Origin of the sequence: Rhizobium nepotum 39/7 (assembly GCF_000949865.1) — a bacterium.
Lineage (GTDB): Bacteria > Pseudomonadota > Alphaproteobacteria > Rhizobiales > Rhizobiaceae > Agrobacterium > Agrobacterium nepotum.
The window spans coordinates 74,844-87,929 of sequence record NZ_JWJH01000011.1 but is presented as its reverse complement, the minus strand read 5'-3'; the positions used below and the strand labels follow the sequence as shown (position 1 = coordinate 87,929).

General features: G+C 60.7%; 15 protein-coding genes. 7 read left to right on the top strand and 8 right to left on the bottom strand.

Annotated features, from left to right (window positions below; translation table 11 throughout):
• Window positions 1–64: 64 nt before the first annotated feature.
• The 3 genes from RS75_RS13000 to RS75_RS12990 form a co-directional block, all read right to left on the bottom strand.
• Window positions 65–3,532, bottom strand: a complete 3,468-nt coding sequence (locus RS75_RS13000) for a chromosome segregation SMC family protein (RefSeq protein ID WP_045021058.1) — start codon at window positions 3,530–3,532, stop codon at window positions 65–67.
• Between the two features lie 84 nt (window positions 3,533–3,616).
• Window positions 3,617–4,297, bottom strand: a complete 681-nt coding sequence (locus RS75_RS12995; protein WP_045021057.1) for a DsbA family protein — start codon at window positions 4,295–4,297, stop codon at window positions 3,617–3,619.
• 129 nt (window positions 4,298–4,426) lie between these two features.
• The gene (locus tag RS75_RS12990) at window positions 4,427–4,939 is read right to left on the bottom strand and encodes a DUF721 domain-containing protein (RefSeq protein WP_045021055.1); all 513 of its coding nucleotides are present in this window, start codon (window positions 4,937–4,939) and stop codon (window positions 4,427–4,429) included.
• A gap of 97 nt (window positions 4,940–5,036) precedes the next feature.
• Between RS75_RS12990 and mutY the strand changes: the two genes are divergently transcribed.
• Window positions 5,037–6,119, top strand: a complete 1,083-nt coding sequence (gene mutY, locus RS75_RS12985) for an A/G-specific adenine glycosylase (RefSeq protein ID WP_045021053.1) — start codon at window positions 5,037–5,039, stop codon at window positions 6,117–6,119.
• Window positions 6,120–6,136: 17 nt separating this feature from the next.
• On the top strand, window positions 6,137–6,748 hold the full coding sequence (locus RS75_RS12980) for an HAD family hydrolase (RefSeq protein WP_045021052.1): 612 nt from the start codon (window positions 6,137–6,139) through the stop codon (window positions 6,746–6,748).
• 32 nt (window positions 6,749–6,780) lie between these two features.
• On the opposite strand, the gene RS75_RS12975 is transcribed toward RS75_RS12980, so the two are convergent.
• Together RS75_RS12975 and RS75_RS12970 are read right to left on the bottom strand one after the other, a co-directional pair.
• Window positions 6,781–7,071, bottom strand: coding sequence for a type II toxin-antitoxin system RelE/ParE family toxin (locus RS75_RS12975; protein WP_045021050.1), 291 nt, complete (start codon window positions 7,069–7,071; stop codon window positions 6,781–6,783).
• Complete coding sequence (locus RS75_RS12970) at window positions 7,071–7,322, bottom strand: type II toxin-antitoxin system ParD family antitoxin (RefSeq protein ID WP_045021048.1); 252 nt, start codon at window positions 7,320–7,322, stop codon at window positions 7,071–7,073. The genes RS75_RS12975 and RS75_RS12970 overlap by 1 nt, the downstream gene beginning before the upstream one ends.
• On the opposite strand from RS75_RS12970, the gene RS75_RS26640 reads away from it, so the two are divergent.
• On the top strand, window positions 7,312–7,467 hold the full coding sequence (locus RS75_RS26640; protein WP_160297185.1) for a hypothetical protein: 156 nt from the start codon (window positions 7,312–7,314) through the stop codon (window positions 7,465–7,467). The two genes, RS75_RS12970 and RS75_RS26640, sit on opposite strands and share 11 nt — an antisense overlap.
• Before the next feature lie 232 nt (window positions 7,468–7,699).
• On the opposite strand, the gene RS75_RS12965 is transcribed toward RS75_RS26640, so the two are convergent.
• Window positions 7,700–8,842: a site-specific DNA-methyltransferase gene (locus RS75_RS12965; RefSeq protein ID WP_045021046.1), complete on the bottom strand. Its 1,143-nt coding sequence runs from the start codon at window positions 8,840–8,842 to the stop codon at window positions 7,700–7,702.
• A 233-nt stretch (window positions 8,843–9,075) separates the two neighbouring features.
• Between RS75_RS12965 and RS75_RS12960 the strand changes: the two genes are divergently transcribed.
• Window positions 9,076–10,176 carry a hypothetical protein gene (locus tag RS75_RS12960; RefSeq protein ID WP_045021043.1) on the top strand — a complete coding sequence of 367 codons (1,101 nt, stop codon included), beginning with the start codon at window positions 9,076–9,078 and terminating at the stop codon, window positions 10,174–10,176.
• Here RS75_RS12960 and RS75_RS12955 read toward each other — a convergent pair.
• On the bottom strand, window positions 10,136–10,597 hold the full coding sequence (locus RS75_RS12955) for a DUF1284 domain-containing protein (RefSeq protein WP_045021180.1): 462 nt from the start codon (window positions 10,595–10,597) through the stop codon (window positions 10,136–10,138). The two genes, RS75_RS12960 and RS75_RS12955, sit on opposite strands and share 41 nt — an antisense overlap.
• Window positions 10,598–10,833: 236 nt before the next feature.
• Window positions 10,834–11,514 carry a GntR family transcriptional regulator gene (locus tag RS75_RS12950; RefSeq protein WP_045021178.1) on the bottom strand — a complete coding sequence of 227 codons (681 nt, stop codon included), beginning with the start codon at window positions 11,512–11,514 and terminating at the stop codon, window positions 10,834–10,836.
• A gap of 223 nt (window positions 11,515–11,737) precedes the next feature.
• Between RS75_RS12950 and RS75_RS12945 the strand changes: the two genes are divergently transcribed.
• The 3 genes from RS75_RS12945 to RS75_RS12935 all read left to right on the top strand — a co-directional run bounded on the left by RS75_RS12945 (window position 11,738) and on the right by RS75_RS12935 (window position 13,069).
• Window positions 11,738–12,427: an HAD family hydrolase gene (locus tag RS75_RS12945; RefSeq protein WP_045021042.1), complete on the top strand. Its 690-nt coding sequence runs from the start codon at window positions 11,738–11,740 to the stop codon at window positions 12,425–12,427.
• 70 nt (window positions 12,428–12,497) lie between these two features.
• Window positions 12,498–12,776, top strand: coding sequence for a BrnT family toxin (locus RS75_RS12940; protein WP_045021039.1), 279 nt, complete (start codon window positions 12,498–12,500; stop codon window positions 12,774–12,776).
• A complete protein-coding gene (locus tag RS75_RS12935; RefSeq protein WP_045021037.1) occupies window positions 12,755–13,069 on the top strand; it encodes a BrnA antitoxin family protein in 315 nt (104 codons plus the stop codon). Before RS75_RS12940 ends, RS75_RS12935 begins: the two co-directional genes overlap by 22 nt.
• The last annotated feature ends 17 nt before the right edge of the window (window positions 13,070–13,086 follow it).

The window sequence follows — 13,086 nt, the reverse complement described above, 5'->3', positions numbered from 1 at the left end:
CATGATCGTCCACCCGAATGGGTGATGCGGGGAGATAAATTCGCGGCGGTCGGGAACGCGAAACTCAGACGGCTTCGCGCAATTGCTCGGCGGTCTGCAAATCCACCGATACCAGTTGCGACACGCCCTGTTCGGCCATGGTGACGCCGAAGAGGCGGTTCATGCGCGCCATGGTGATGGGATTGTGGGTGATGATGACGAAACGCGTTTCGGTGGAGGTCACCATCTCATCCATCAGGTTGCAATAACGCTCGACATTATGGTCGTCCAGCGGCGCGTCCACCTCGTCCAGCACGCAGATTGGCGCAGGGTTGGTGAGGAAGACGGCAAAGATCAGCGCCATGGCGGTCAGCGCCTGCTCGCCGCCCGAAAGCAGCGTCATGGTCTGCGGCTTCTTGCCCGGCGGACGGGCGAGAATTTCCAACCCGGCTTCCAGCGGATCGTCGGATTCGATCAGCTGCAATTCCGCCGTACCGCCGCCGAACAGATGGGTGAAAAGCCGCTGGAACTGCGAATTGACCACATCGAAGGCGGCGATGAGCCGTTCGCGTCCCTCGCGGTTGAGGCTCTGGATGCCGGCGCGCAGCTTGCGCACGGCGTCGATGATATCGTCGCGCTCCTTGATGAGGGCCGCGAGCTTGGCGGAAAGCTCCGCCTGTTCTTCTTCCGCGCGCAGATTAACGGCGCCAAGCCTCTCGCGCTCGATCTTCAACCGGTCGAGATCGCGCTCGACATCGCGAATATCGGGTTTCGGCTGGTCGGGGCCAAGGCCGGTCAGGCGCAGCGCCATATGCGGCTCGGTATTCAGCGTTTCGCGGATGCGATGTTCGGTTTCCTGCCGCTTTTCGCGGGCGGAAACCAGACGTTCCTCGGCGCGTCCGCGCTTTTCGCGGGCTTCGGCCAACTCCGAAAGCGCCGTCACGGCCACCCGGTCGGCGGTGCGTTGCAGGTTTTCCGCCTCTGCCAGCCGGTCGGCGGACTGACGGCGGGCTTCTTCGGTTTTCTGAAGCTCGGTGAGCAGGTTACGGCGTTTCTCGTCGAATTCCTCCGGCGCTATGTCCAGCTCGGCGATTTCCTCACGCGCCTCTTCCTCGCGTTCGCGCAGGGTAGCGATATGATCGGCGGCACTGGCCGCCCGCGATGCCCAAGTGGAGCGCTCCTGCGCAATCGCTTGCAGCCTGCGCTGGCGGCTTTCCGCTTCGCGGCTCACCCCCTCGTGGCGGGCGCGTGCTTCCGCCAAGAGGCCACGATCGGTGGCGACTTCGAGCTGGCTTTCACGCAGGCGGAGATCGAGCGCGGAAAGATCAGGTGCATTTTCCATTTCGATGCGGGCGTTTTCCTCCTGACCGACGATCTCGTCGATCTGCGCGCCGATCTGGTTCAGCGCTTCGGAGACGATATCGCGGCGGCGCAGGAGATCGCCCGAGGCGCGTTCGGCTGATGTCAGAGCCTCGCGCGCTTCGGCAAGATGACGTGTCACCAGCCGGCTTCTGTCACGCACCTCCGAAAGCCGCAATTCGGCACTTCTGATATCATCGGTTCTGACGGAGAGCTGTTCCTCGGCCTCCTCAAGGACAAAACGGGCCTCTTCCAGCTCCGTCTCGATTTCGGCAAGGCGGTTCTTTTGCGCAAGACGAAGGGCTGCGGCTCCCGGCGCATCGGCGCTGGCGATGTGGCCATCCCAGCGGAACAACGCACCCTCCCGCGTCACCAGCCGCTGGCCGGTTTTCAGCGATGGCATCAGGCGCAGAGCTTGCGCAGTATCGGCTGCAACGCCAATCTGGGCCAGTGCTCGTTGGAGAGCATCCGGCGCCTGCGCGTAATCCAGCAGCGGCTTTACGCCCTGCGGCAAGGCGGGGTCGCCCGCACCATCGCCATTGCCGGCCCAATAAGCGGGAGCGGCGGAATCGAGGGCACTTTCGAGATCGTCGCCAAGGGCTGCACCAAGTGCCGCCTCGAAACCACGCTCGACCGTCATTTCTTCCGCAACAGGCGTGAAACTGCCATTGGCGACGGCACTGGAAGCGAGGATTTTGGTGATGGTGCGCGCTTCCGTATCCAGCGCGTTCAACCGGTTTCTTGCGCTCTCCAGCGGCCCGCGCGCCAGCGCTTCGGCGGAGCGCGCCGCGGCAACGGCAGCTTCGGCTTCTTCCGCCACGATCAGCGCGTCCTCGACCGCGATCTCGGCTGCCTCGACAACCTCCCGGCGCTCCGACGGATCGGGAAGGCCGGAGAGTTTTTCATCGACGGCATCGATTTCGGAGGACGCTTCCTGTGATTGACGTTCCAGCCGGAGTTTGCGGTCGGAAAGCTCGCGGATCGCCCGTTCCAGCTGCTGACGCCCGGCGGCGGCCTCGGCGCGCTCGGCGGTGATGGCGGTGAAAATGGCTTCGCTTTCGGTAAGCTTTGCGGCGGCGGCCTCGAAGACTTCGCGCATTTCTTCGGCATGGCGGCCGGAATCGGCGAGGATTTCGAGAAGGTCGGCCTCTTCCTCATCGAGCCGGGCAAGGATCTGGGCATTATCAGAGACAAGCCGTTCCTCGCGGACGATGTCCTCGCCAAGCTGCGAGAGACGGCGCGCCAGTTCATCGCGGCGGCGCAGCAGGCGGTTCGCCTCGTCATCCAGCTGGGTGCGGGCGATTTGCAGGCGTTGCAGGGCAGCGGCGACACGCGCCTCGTCCTCGCGCAGTTCCGGCAGTTTCAGGCTGGCAATGCCCTGCTGTTTTGCCGCTTCCATCTGCGCCTGCGCCTTTTCGGCGACGATGTTCGTGGCCTGATTGAGCGCGCTTTCTCCCTCGCCTTCCGCTTCCTTTGCCTCCACCCAGCGGATGTGCAGAAGGGTCGCCTCACGGGCGCGGATATCCGCCGACAGCATCTTGAAACGGCTCGCCTGCCGCGCCTGTCGTTTCAGGCTTTCGATCTGTCCTTCAAGCTGGACGGTCACATCCTCCAGCCGCTCCAGATTGGTCTCGGCTGCCCGCAGACGCAACTCCGCCTCGTGGCGGCGGGAATGCAGGCCGGAAATGCCGGCCGCCTCTTCCAGAAGCTGGCGGCGGGCCTGCGGCTTGGCATTGATGAGTTCGCCGATACGCCCCTGCCCGACCATGGAGGGCGAGCGCGCGCCGGTGGAGGCGTCGGCAAACAGAAGCTGCACATCCTTGGCGCGCGCTTCCTTGCCATTGATGCGGTAAACGGAGCCGTTTTCGCGCTCGATGCGGCGCGTCACCTGAATCTCGTCGGCATCGTTGAAGGCGGCTGGCGCGGTGCGGTCGGAATTGTCGAGATAAAGGCCGACTTCGGCGGTGTTTCTGGCAGGACGATTGCCGGAGCCGGAGAAGATGACGTCATCCATGCCGGATGCGCGCATGTTCTTGTAGGAGTTTTCGCCCATCACCCAGCGAAGCGCTTCCACCAGATTGGACTTGCCGCAGCCATTGGGGCCGACGACACCGGTCAGGCCCGGCTCGATGATGAATTCGGAGGGTTCGACGAAGGATTTGAAACCGACGACGCGGAGCTTGTTGAACTTCATGCCGCCATGCTCCAGCCGGAAAGACGGCAATAAAAAACGGGCGTACGGAGGTATCCGCCGCCCGTTCCTTTATGGGTCCGGCGATCAGAGCAGCTTGTCGATGACAGCTGACATGGTTTCAACCGACATGTCTCCCGCGTATTTCTTGCCGTTGATGATGAAAGTCGGCGTGGAGTTGACGCCGAATTCCGTCGCACCGCGTTGCATCGTTGCGTTCACATCATCCAGAAGTTTCTGGTTCGTCAAGCAGGCCTCGAAAGACTCCTGTGAGAAACCGGCCATTTTCGACAATTGCAGCAGGGCCGCACGGGCGTCCTGCGCTGTCGCCCAGCTCTGCTGCTGCTTGAAGAGCATGGAAACGAACGGGAAATACTGCCCTTCCGGAGCGCAACGCGCCAGCATGAAGGCGGCAGCGGCACGCGGATCGAACGGGAATTCGCGGATAACGAAATAGAGCTTGCCGGTATCGATGTATTTCTTCTTGATCTCGTCAAAGGTCTTGTTGTGGAAGTTCGCGCAATGCGGGCAGGTCATCGACATGTATTCGACGATCTTGACGGGGGCGTTCGCATCGCCGAGCGCCGCTTCCGGCAGCGGGCCGGGCTTCAACACCGCAGCCATATCCACCTCGCCGGTGGATTCAGGCAATTCCTGCGCCTGGGCGATGCCCGGCGTGAATGCGAAAGGCAGGGCTGCGGCAACGGCCGCAAGAGCTACGCCGCCAAGCAGGCCGCGACGGGAAATGGTCAGTTCGGGAAAATGCATGAAAGCACCTGTTGGTAATAGACTCTATTGTCCGTTGATTCCGATATAGCGCCAGCCTGTTCATCACAAGCGGCGTTTTGAACTCTTCTTGTCAAAGAATTGTGACCAGTCAAGGACAATGCGCTCACATCAAATCGTCCCGCCCTGCGGCTTCTTCTTCTGCATGACCGCCGTGCCGAGCCTTTCCACCGCCTTGCGCAGCGCCTCGCTCTCGATACCGTCCATCATGTCGTCAAGGCGTTTTGCCGCATCACCGCGCAGCGGCGGCGGCTTTCGTTTGCGGGTAACGGGCTGCGATACCGGCTTCTGCACGATCCTGATCTGGCGAACCGCTGGAAAGCCGAAAAAACCGTTGATGCGGGCAATCAGTTCGCCCTGCGCATGGGTCAGAAACAAAGCACGCGCACCTTCACAGGCGATCGTCAGCACGCCCGGCTGATAACCGCCGCGATCCGGCCCCTCGTCGCGGCGCGGCCAGGTGATTTTCTCCGGCCGCGTGCAATCGGCAAAATCCTCACCGGCGATCTCGTCCCACGAGCCGAGCAGCGCCGTGTTGATACCCGCCCGTTTCGACAGGAGGGGATCCATGATGCCATTGGCTATTTCGGCGATCTGGATGACGCCTTTGCGTGGATATCGCATTTTTCACTCGGGTTTCAGGACCGCACAGGCGCGGAGCTTCTTGATAGGTCGGTATGAATGGCCAACTATAGGCCGAATCGAAGAGAAACGGCAAACCATGCTTCAAAAAACCGCCCCGGCGCCTCAGGCGCACATGCTGCTCGCATGGTACGACCGCCACCATCGCGAGTTGCCGTGGCGCACTTCTCCGGCCATGGCGGCACAAGGAAAACGTGCCGATCCCTATCATGTCTGGCTGTCCGAAGTCATGCTGCAGCAGACGACGGTGCAGGCGGTGAAGCCTTATTTCCTGAAGTTCCTCGCCGCCTGGCCGACCGTTGGCGATCTGGCGGCGGCACCGGTCGAGGATGTGATGGCCGCCTGGGCGGGACTTGGTTATTACGCCCGCGCCCGCAACCTGAAAAAATGCGCGGAAGCCGTGGCGAAAGAGCATGGCGGCATTTTTCCGGACAATGAAGAGGGCCTCAAAAAACTGCCCGGCATCGGCGATTATACGTCCGCAGCGGTTGCCGCCATCGCCTTCAACCGGCAGGCGGCGGTGATGGACGGCAATGTCGAGCGAGTCATCTCCCGCCTCTTTACCATCGACGCCCCCCTGCCCGGCTCGAAACCCGCCATGAAAGCCAAGGTGGCCGAACTCACGCCGGCAGACCGGCCCGGCGATTTTGCCCAGGCGATGATGGATCTCGGTGCGACGATCTGCACGCCGAAGCGGCCGGCCTGCGCGCTCTGTCCGTTCAACGGTTGCTGTCTTGCGCTTGCCCATGACGAGCCGGAGCGTTTTCCGGTCAAGGCCGCGAAAAAGGCAAAACCAGTGCGGCTCGGGGCTGCCTTCGTGGCGGTGAATGCCAGCGGCGAAATCATGCTCCGGCGGCGCATCGAAAGCGGCCTTCTCGGCGGCATGACGGAGGTGCCGACAACGGCATGGACCGCCCGCGTGGATGGCGGCACGGACACCACACATGCGCCCTTTGCCGCCCCCTGGCAGGCGGCGGGCGTCATCGTGCATGTCTTCACCCATTTCGAGCTGCGGCTCACCGTCTATCGCGCGCAGGTGCCGGATGGTCTCCAAACCGGCCCGGATGACGGATGGTGGGAGCCGGTTACAAATCTTGACGCGCAAGCCTTGCCGACAGTGATGAAAAAAGTCATCGCCCAGGCTATTCCATCTGCATTTTGACAAGAGCAGGAAGTTCGATGACCAAGATTGACCATATCGTATTCGACATCGGCAAGGTGCTGATCCATTACGATCCGCATATTCCCTATAGCCGCCTCATTCCCGATGCCGACGAGCGCAAATGGTTCTTCGACAATATCTGCACCCATGACTGGAACCTCGAACAGGATCGCGGACGTCGCTGGGAAGATGCCGAGGCGCTGCTGGTGGAACGGTTTCCCGAGCGGGAAGAACATATTCGTTCCTTCCGCAAATTCTGGCACGAAATGGTCTCGCATTCCTATGACGACAGCGTCGCCATCATGACCGGACTGATCGACAGCGGTCACGACGTGACGATGCTGACCAACTTCGCCTCCGACACCTTTCGCGAGGCACAGGAGATGTTTCCGTTCCTCAAACTGCCGCGCGGCGTGACGGTCTCTGGCGACGTGAAGCTGTTGAAGCCGGATGTGGCGATCTACGAGCTGCACGCCAAGGAATTCGGCCTCAACCCCGCCACCAGCCTCTTCATCGACGATACGCTGGTGAATGTGGAAGGCGCGAAGGCGGCCGGCTGGCAGGCGGTGCATTTTACCAGCGCTGAACAGCTGAGGCAGGATTTGCGGGTCTATGGGGTGGAGGTGTAGGACACCGATCCCAACGTTGTTTTTTCGACGATCTAGGGTTCCTTCACCCAGTCCTCATGCCCATGACGCACGCGGACGATGAATATTTCGTCGTCCGCGTCCACTCGATAGATGACCAGATGCGCCCGGAACCTGTGAATGCGCAGTGGCGGTGATAATTCATGCCGTTCACGCGCCATTCGTGGATTGAGAGATATCAATCTGAAGACTGCGAAGAGTTCCTGATGGTATTTTCGCACCTGCTCAAGCCCGAATATCAGGATGCCTTCCTCCGCAATGCGAATGACATCCTCTTCCGCGAGCAGAGACAGGCGATAGCCCATCAACCGAGATCGCGTTTCGCGGACCGGGCCTTGGCCTCGGCAAACAGGGCGTCCTGCGATCGGAGACCGACACCGCTCTTCAAGCCCTCATCCGCCAGACGTTGCATCGCCGCGATCTTCTCACCCCGTTCCTGATCCTTGCGGATCAGGTCGCGCACATAGTCGCTGGCATTGGAGTAGCGGCCCGTTTTCGACTGGGCTTCGACCCATTCTTTCATCGGCCCGGGCAAAGATATGTTCATGGTCACCATCTTCATCTCCTTTGAAGACAGGATGAAGAATTTGGCAAAGTTTGTCAAAACAGGTCGGGAAGGAAAATTGGCGCAGGCGGAAATGGCGGTCTCCGGCCTGCGCCAGTCCTGCCGCAAGCGGCATGGGACAGCAATGTTTTCGTGAACTGTCCGAACCGGACTTACACAACCATTGCTTTGCGTCAGACCTTATGGCCGTTCTCTTGCGCGAAACTTGTCTGGCTAAATTTATATATTCGAAAATACCAACGCCCGACACCGAGGTGCCGGGCGTTGGTTATTCTCCATCCGGGACTGAAGGTACTAAACCGGACGGAGACGTATGCTGACAATGGCGGGCGGTGGATCGTTGCCTTTAGCCTTTCGGCTTTCGACTGTCAGGCCTTTGCCAGTTCACTGCGGATGATCGTTCTCAGATCGTCGATAGGCTTCAACTGGTCGCCATCCTCGAAGTGCCAGAACGTCCATCCGTTGCATGCGTCGAGACCCTGCACCTTTGCACCGAGACGGTGAATGGAGCCGGCGGTCCCGCCGGATGCAACCGTACCATCGGCACGAATAATGGCACTATAACGGCGCTTCGCATCCATCAGCACCTGGCCGGGGCGGACGAGCCCGCTTTCCACCAGGGTATTGAAGGCAACGCGCGGTTCGGCCTTCTTGCCGGTCATGACGGTCAATTCCGCCTTGCCGAGCGGCTCGACGGCGGCGATGCGGGCAGACGCCGCATCGATATAATCTTGTTCGCGCTCGATGCCGACGAAGTGGCGGCCAAGACGTTTGGCAACAGCACCTGTCGTGCCGGAACCGAAGAACGGGTCGAGCACGATATCGCCCGGCTTGGTGGAGGCCATGATGATGCGCGCCAGCAATGCTTCCGGCTTCTGGGTCGGATGCGCCTTCTTGCCGTCGTCACCCTTCAGCCGCTCGTTGCCGCTGCAGATCGGGAACAGCCAGTCGGAGCGCATCTGCACATCGTCGTTGGAGGCCTTCAGCGCGTCGTAGTTGAAGGTGTAGCCTTTGGCTTTCGGATCGCGACTTGCCCAGATCATGGTCTCGTGGGCGTTCTGGAAACGGCGGCCCTTGAAATTGGGCATGGGATTGGTCTTGCGCCAGACGATATCGTTGAGGATCCAGAAATCGAGGTTCTGGAGCATGGAGCCGACGCGGAAGATGTTGTGATAGGAGCCGATGACCCAGATGGTGCCGTTCGGTTTCAGCACGCGGCGGCAGGCGAGCAGCCAGGCGCGGGTGAAGGCGTCATAGGCCTCGAAGGATGCGAACTGGTCCCATTCGTCATCGACAGCATCGACCAGCGACTGATCGGGCCGGTGCAGCGTGCCGCCAAGCTGGAGATTATACGGCGGATCGGCGAATATCGCATCCACCGACTGGCTCGGGAGGGCATCCAAGGCAGCGACACAATCACCTTTGATGATGCTGTCTTTCCAGGCGTCACTCTCGCCCGCACGATCAAAACCGGCACGCCGAAAATCGGCCAGCGGAAAAACTGCTGCCATTGGTACTCGCTCCATACGCTTACTCTCTACTGATGCTTATGGTTACCGAAGATGGTTATCAAAGCCTGAACAAGTCACGGAAAATGCGAAATAAATGGCTGTTGCGGCCTCTTTCCCGGATTTGCAGCGGCAGGCGGGAACCCGAAGTCCCGCAAAAACGTTGTGCACAACGGGTTGTCCTGTTCCACATGTCGGTGCGGCGGGAAGACCGGCAATTCAGGGGGTAGTCCGCAATGGGGTCCGTGACGAGAATGGCTTCTTTTTCAGTGCATGTCGTTTCCGCCGCTCTTCTCGTGGCGGCGCTGCCGTCACCATTGCCGGCGCAGGAACCGGCACCGCAATATAACGTCGTCACCGATGCGGTGCTGTTCGACGGTGGTCCCTCGCTTGGCAACAGCGACAGGGTGCGGTGGGATTTCTACAAGGCCGACCGTGCCGGTATGCGCAGCGACGTCAATGCCGGCGGCTCCTATGACGCCAGTTTTGAGGCGAAGCTGCCTGCGGGCAAATATGTCGGTGTGGCGGCGCTGGGCAATGTTACCCGCGAAATAGCCTTCGAGGTGAAAGGCGGAAGCATCGCGAGGCCGAAGGTGAATTTCGACGCGGCCGAACTGACGGTGGTGCCGAAACGCAGCCCCGGCGGCGATGTGGAAAGTCAGGCGAAAACCGAAATCACCAAGGACGATTTCAAGGACAGCGTCTACGGCCGGAACACGGCCTTCGTGCCGGCGGGCGAAGTCGTTCTGACGGGCAGCATCGGCCCGGCGCGCGCGCAGGAAACGCTTGCCATCGAGGCGGGCGAGAAGATCAGCCACGAGCTTGTCATCCCGAGCGGCGTAGTCATCGCCAGGGCGGTCTATGCGCAGGGTAACAAGGCGGTGGAGACGGACGATATCCGTTTCGAGGCGCTCTCCGCCAAGGAGACGCTTGATGGCACCCGCCAGACCATCAATGGCATTTACGGCACCGGCAAGATGATGGAAATGCCCGCCGGTGATTTCGTGATGCGCGCGCGTCTCGGCAAGGTCACGGTGGATCAGCCATTCACCGTGACCGCCGGAAACCGCACAGAGGTCAGCATCGACCTCGATGCGGGCGTTCTCGCAATCACGGCGCCGGGGGCAGAGCGGATCGATATCGTCGAGACGACCAAGGACCTTCAGGGCACGCAAAAGGAGATTTCCGGCCGTTACGGCACCCGGCATCAGGAAACCCTGCATCCCGGCGATTATTCGGTGAAGGTGAGCTACGACAAGAAATCCGGCCGCGAGCCGAAGGAAATCAAGGCGACAGTCAAGGCCGCCGAGAGAACCGAGACGAATGTGCCGGAGTAGGTGCAAATCGCTGCCCGGCCGGGCGCGATGGCGGCTCGCCAATTTTCACGCCGGTGAATCCTGACGCCGCGATGCGGTCGCACAGCCTTATCCACTGGCAACCGCGACAGGCCTGCCGGATTTCCCCGGCGGCGAAGGCCAGACGCATCTTCGCCAAAAAGTCCGGCGTTGCCCGCAGGCGTTTTCCGGGCTCAAGCGTCTCGTTCAAAAGCGTCGAAACCGAAAGCCGGGCAACCTCATCCCGCTGCACCACGCCCTCGTTGAAACAATGGGCATGACTTTCGCACAACAGGCCGACACAGATATCGTCGGGACCGTTGACCAGCTCGATACCTTCCTCGCCCGCGTTAAGCCGGGCGGCGACACGGTCGTAATTCTCGACGAAGCCGGAAGTATATCCCTTTCCCACATAGGTCAGCATGCAGAGAAGGTGATGGGGGCGCAGGCGAACCGTCACTGGCCGCGTTTCCCAAGCTGGAAACGGGGCTGCGGACAGAGCAGTCGCAAGGCGGGACGGCCGAAAAATCCGGTTCGTGAATTCGCCGTCTCAACCGCCATCCATATTCCCTTGCAAACTGCTGATCACTATCGCGGGCTGGATATCGATAAACGACTTTTCCGACAGAGTCCAAAAGACCACAGCCAATCGCCTCCGACCTATCCGACGATGGCGAAGGCGTCGTGCACCGAGCCGGAAGAGGTGCGGATCGCCTTGCGGCCGATCCATTGCACATGCCCGTCGAGGATGCGCACCGCCTCCTCGGCACGGCCGCCGCGCAAAGCGTCGAGGATCGCGCGGTGGTCGGTGTCGGTGCGCCGCTCCCAGCCTGCCCGCCAGGCGGAAAACAGAAAGCGGGCGCTTGCCGCATGCAGGCCGTCGATCGCCTCCATCAGGCGTGGCATATTGCAGGGCGCGGTGATGAGGCGGTGGAAGCGGCGATTGGCCTCTTCCCACTGCTGCACGTCGACGGCGCTGTCACCCTCAAGCGTGGCGGCTTCCGCCTGGTCGAGAATGGCGGCGGTCATGTTGGGAATGGCGTGGCGCAGCGCCAGAACCTCAAGCGCCGCGCGCATTTCCGCGACCTCGCGCACATCGGCAAGGCCGAAGTCCGCAACCCTGACACCCCGGCGCGGAATGCTGGCGGCCAGACCCTGCGCTTCCAGCCTGCGGAATGCCTCGCGTACCGGCACATGCGAAGCGCCGAATTCGGCGGCGATATGATCCTGCCGCAAACGTTCGCCCGGCGACAGCTCGCCGCGCACGATGCGGTCGGCCAGAGTGCGGCTGATGCGTGCGGCGATCGTGTCTTCGGGTCTGGTTTTCACTGTCTTGGGCATGACATTCCATAACGCATCCGGCGCGAATGTGTGTAGCGGTTTTTGCATCAGGGGAATGCGCAAAAGCAAATATTCAAGGCCGGACAGTCGCTTGCCCAGGCCCGCCCGAGCTATGAGCCTGATGGGACCGACCCTTGCGGGCCAGCCGGTTGAGCTTGACGCGGACATGGTCTAAAAGCCCGGCATCACTTTCCTCCAAGCAAATTCGATATAGGGAGCGCCCATGAGCGGCTTCGACCTCATTATTTTCGACTGTGACGGCGTTCTGGTCGATTCCGAAATCATCGCGGCACAGGTGGAGTCCCGTCTCCTGACCGAGGCGGGTTATCCCATCTCCGTCGAGGAAATGGGCGAGCGTTTTGCCGGCATGACCTGGAAGAACATCCTCCTGCAGGTGGAGCGCGAAGCCAGCATCCCGTTGTCCGCATCCCTGCTCGACAAGTCGGAAAAACTGCTCGATGCGCGGCTGGAACGCGACGTGAAGATCATCGAGGGCGTCAAGTTTGCGCTGTCGCGGCTGACGACACCGCGCTGCATCTGCTCGAATTCCTCCAGCCACCGCCTCGACATGATGCTGACGAAAGTCGGCCTGAAGCCCTATTTCGCGCCGCATATCTATTCCGCCAAGGACTTAGGCGCCGACCGCGTCAAGCCGAAGCCCGATATCTTCCTGCATGGCGCGGCGCAGTTCGGCGTCTCCCCCGACCGCGTGGTCGTGATCGAGGATTCCGTGCACGGCATCCATGGTGCGAGAGCCGCCGGCATGCGCGTCATCGGCTTCACCGGCGCATCCCACACCTATCCGAGCCATGCCGACCGGCTGACGGATGCGGGCGCGGAAACCGTGATTTCGCGCATGAACGACCTACCCGCCGTCATTGCGGCGATGGCGGAATGGGAAGGCGCTTTTTGAATTGTGAAGGGGTCTCTTTCATGATTTGACTAGCTGCATTGATATTTTAATAAATGTAGCTACATTAATTATGAAAATAATATGGGACGAGCCCAAGAGGCTGGCCAACATCAAGAAGCACGGCTTCGACTTTGCAGATATCGATGGGTTTGGTTGGGAAAACGCCATCATCGAGAAAAGCCTGACCGAACCGGGAAGCTCGCGCTTCAAAGCGATCGGATATTTTCAGGACGGGACGACGGCCGTTGTTTTTGCGACTGTCGGAACAGAAGCGATATCCGTCATCAGCTTCCGTCGGGCAAGTTTCAAGGAAAGAAGGAAGTTGCCATGGCCAAAGTTACGAAACTAAAAGAATTCGAACCCGGACACGGCTATACCGAAGCGGACTGGAATGCGGTGGACTTCCCGGAAATGACGGATGAGGAACTCGCAAATATGCGTCCGGCTCGGGACGTTTTGCCGTCCGCTTTTTTCGAAGCGATTGATGAATACCGAAAGACACGTGGCCGCCCGCCGGTGGACAAACCGAAGAAACAGGTGACGTTGCGCCTCGATGAGGACGTAGTGGAGCGTTTTCGCAACAGTGGCAAAGGGTGGCAGAGCCGCATCAATGACGCACTGCGAAAGGCAGCCGGCCTTTAAATTCGTCGTTCAATAAA

Bases quoted from the DNA above. Each gene is read 5' to 3' on its own strand.
- RS75_RS12975 (WP_045021050.1), bottom strand. From the start codon at position 7,071: ATGGGCTATCGCCTGTCTCTGCTCGCGGAAGAGGATGTCATTCGCATT.
- RS75_RS12960 (WP_045021043.1), top strand. From the start codon at position 9,076: ATGGGGTCCGTGACGAGAATGGCTTCTTTTTCAGTGCATGTCGTTTCC.
- RS75_RS12955 (WP_045021180.1), bottom strand. From the start codon at position 10,597: ATGCTGACCTATGTGGGAAAGGGATATACTTCCGGCTTCGTCGAGAAT.
- mutY (WP_045021053.1), top strand. From the start codon at position 5,037: ATGCTTCAAAAAACCGCCCCGGCGCCTCAGGCGCACATGCTGCTCGCA.
- RS75_RS12950 (WP_045021178.1), bottom strand. From the start codon at position 11,514: ATGCCCAAGACAGTGAAAACCAGACCCGAAGACACGATCGCCGCACGC.
- RS75_RS12990 (WP_045021055.1), bottom strand. From the start codon at position 4,939: ATGCGATATCCACGCAAAGGCGTCATCCAGATCGCCGAAATAGCCAAT.
- RS75_RS26640 (WP_160297185.1), top strand. From the start codon at position 7,312: ATGGTCACCATCTTCATCTCCTTTGAAGACAGGATGAAGAATTTGGCA.
- RS75_RS12980 (WP_045021052.1), top strand. From the start codon at position 6,137: ATGACCAAGATTGACCATATCGTATTCGACATCGGCAAGGTGCTGATC.
- RS75_RS12970 (WP_045021048.1), bottom strand. From the start codon at position 7,322: ATGGTGACCATGAACATATCTTTGCCCGGGCCGATGAAAGAATGGGTC.
- RS75_RS13000 (WP_045021058.1), bottom strand. From the start codon at position 3,532: ATGAAGTTCAACAAGCTCCGCGTCGTCGGTTTCAAATCCTTCGTCGAA.
- RS75_RS12995 (WP_045021057.1), bottom strand. From the start codon at position 4,297: ATGCATTTTCCCGAACTGACCATTTCCCGTCGCGGCCTGCTTGGCGGC.
- RS75_RS12945 (WP_045021042.1), top strand. From the start codon at position 11,738: ATGAGCGGCTTCGACCTCATTATTTTCGACTGTGACGGCGTTCTGGTC.
- RS75_RS12935 (WP_045021037.1), top strand. From the start codon at position 12,755: ATGGCCAAAGTTACGAAACTAAAAGAATTCGAACCCGGACACGGCTAT.
- RS75_RS12965 (WP_045021046.1), bottom strand. From the start codon at position 8,842: ATGGCAGCAGTTTTTCCGCTGGCCGATTTTCGGCGTGCCGGTTTTGAT.
- RS75_RS12940 (WP_045021039.1), top strand. From the start codon at position 12,498: ATGAAAATAATATGGGACGAGCCCAAGAGGCTGGCCAACATCAAGAAG.